General features: G+C 35.2%; 1 protein-coding gene. It reads left to right on the top strand.

All coding sequences use genetic code 11. From position 1 onward, the window contains the following. Window positions 1-1,930, top strand: a 1,930-nt coding sequence (locus CVT05_RS09235) for a beta strand repeat-containing protein (RefSeq protein WP_199906752.1), incomplete at its 5' end; no start/stop codon positions are given. Window positions 1,931-2,532: the final 602 nt, after the last annotated feature.

The raw sequence follows: 2,532 nt of genomic DNA, 5'->3' as shown, positions 1-2,532 counted from the left end.
TTCAAACTATCCAGATGATGGCTCAGTAGCAAAGATAGTAAATCCTAATCCAAATTTAAAAGTGTTTGGATCGGATAATGCAGATAAAATAACCGTAGACGGCGCAAAAATAGAATCTGTATATGGTGGAGTTGGAAACGATAACGTTGATCTAAAAGACGGTGCTGAGACAATTGGTATTTCCGGCGGTTCGGGTGAAGACAAAATTTCGGTAGATAATTCTAAGGTAACTTCAGATATCTTGGGTGGCTCTGAAGACGATATTATAAAAGTAAGTAATAATTCCGAAGTTAAAAACATAGGCGGCAACGACGGTATGGATACCATAAACGTCGAAAACGCTACGGTAAGAGGAAATATCCGCGGCGGCGCAGGAGACGACGTTATAACTGCCAAAGGAAGTTCTTCGATAAACAATATACTTGGAGACGCTGGAAAAGATACTATAACTTTAGAGGACGGCGCCAAAGTCGTAGGGCAGATAAGAGGCGACACCAAAACTATGAACGATATATACGAAAAGCAGGTAAATCCGGCTTTAGATATAGTAGATAGCGGTGCCGATGCCGATACTATAACTTTAAGCGGTGCGGGAACCAGTGCGCAACATATATTTGGCGGAGACGGTGCTGATATCATCACTGTAAAAAATGGCGCAAAAGTAACAGGAGAAGTAAGGGGCGACGAAGGAGGTGATAAAATAACTGTATCTGGCGACCAAACATATGTTAGCGCTATAAACGGTAGAGGTGGCGATGATACTATCCTAGTAGAAAAGGGCGCAAACGTAGACGGTATAGTCGGAAGATGGGGTAATGATAGTATAACTGTAACCGGAAAGGGTACTACGGTAAAAGAATATATTCACGGCGACGACGGTGACGATACGATTAAAGTTTTGGACGGTGCCGTCGTTAAGGGTGATATTGAAGGTAATGCTGGTAACGATATTATAGAAATCGACGGAGGAGCTAATAAAGAAGGTTTTGTCGGTGGTAAAATTATTAGTGGAGATGGCGATGATATCGTTACAATAAGAAATACAGATCTAAACAAAATAAACAACGACTATAATAAAAACGTTAAAGTAGATACCGGAACTGGAAACGATACCGTAAATTTACATAACGTTGTCGTAAATGATACTAATATCTGGACTAAAGAGGGTGACGATACGGTAAATACGACCGATACTATTTTTAAGACGACAAGTATAACACAAGGAACTGGAATAGGAACTGGAAGCGGTAATGATATTATAAATATAAATTCAGGGTCTAATTTCGAAAGCGGTACGCATATAAGTGCAGGCGAAGGTAATGATAATATCAATATAAATAACGGTGCTCATCTAAACGGAGGTCACGTTTATGGCTACGAAGGCAACGATACTATAAATATAAATTCTGGAGCTACTTTGACGAACTCTTCAGTGCGAGGCAATGAGGGCAATGATACTATAAGTATAGATAACGGAGCTAGTATAAATAATTCCGGTAATATAGCCTTAAACGGGGATGAGGGCAATGATACTTTAGTTTTGAAAAACGGAGCTTCTTCTGGATTTAATAACTTAAATTTTGAAAACAAAGTATCTCTAACTCATACAAACGGGGACGTAAATATAACCGATATGGAAGGCGATAAAACCGTGGATCTATCCCAGTTATCTGCCATAACTGATAACAACGTAAAATCCATCGATATGACGGGCGTAAACGGTGCAAAACTAAACATCACCGCACAAGACGTGCTAGACGCCAATAAAACTACCGGTGATACTCTTACCGTAAAAGGCGGTAGCGACGATACCGTTCATAAGACAGATACATCCTCATGGCAAAATAATAATGACGGAACGTATTCTACGACCGTAAATGGCGAAACGGTAAGTATTAAAATAGAAAATAACATTACACTGGATTTATAATATCTTATTTAAAACCCAAGAATTTCTTGGGTTTTTTATTTAAATAATTTTATTTGTAGTTTTTGATTTTTACCCTTTGGCGAGCCATAGAAATAAGCAAGAATATTAATTAATCTTTTTTAAAAGACATTCACTAAAAATATGTAAATTAAAAAATTATTGATGTTTTTAAATTTTTGATTATAAATTTATAGTATTTATAATAGATAGTTAGTATAACTGGAATGTGTTTTTACTATTAGATTAAAAAGAAAAAAGCCATAAGATTAGTAAATAAAAATGCACAGAACGCAGTCATAACATGATTTTAGAAGTTAAAGATGATACGCTAGTACTTTAAATTATATAAAGTTGATTTAATTCCAAGGAAAAAGTCTTTGGGTTAATCTTTTTGTATAACTAAAATCTTATAAAATTTTTTATCTTTTCTATTTGTTATAAATCTACGAAATTATATTAAACAACCTGTTTTAAAGCTATTTCGCCTATTTTTTATATATTATAAAAATCTCACATCGTACCCCAGTACAATAGACAAGCTCTTCTAAAATTTATATAATTCATTCAAAATTTCAAATAATATAAACAATAAGGAGAACATG

The sequence above is a fragment of the Campylobacter concisus genome, assembly GCF_003049705.1.
Lineage (GTDB): Bacteria > Campylobacterota > Campylobacteria > Campylobacterales > Campylobacteraceae > Campylobacter_A > Campylobacter_A concisus_AR.
This window is presented reverse-complemented; position numbering and strand designations above follow the sequence as displayed.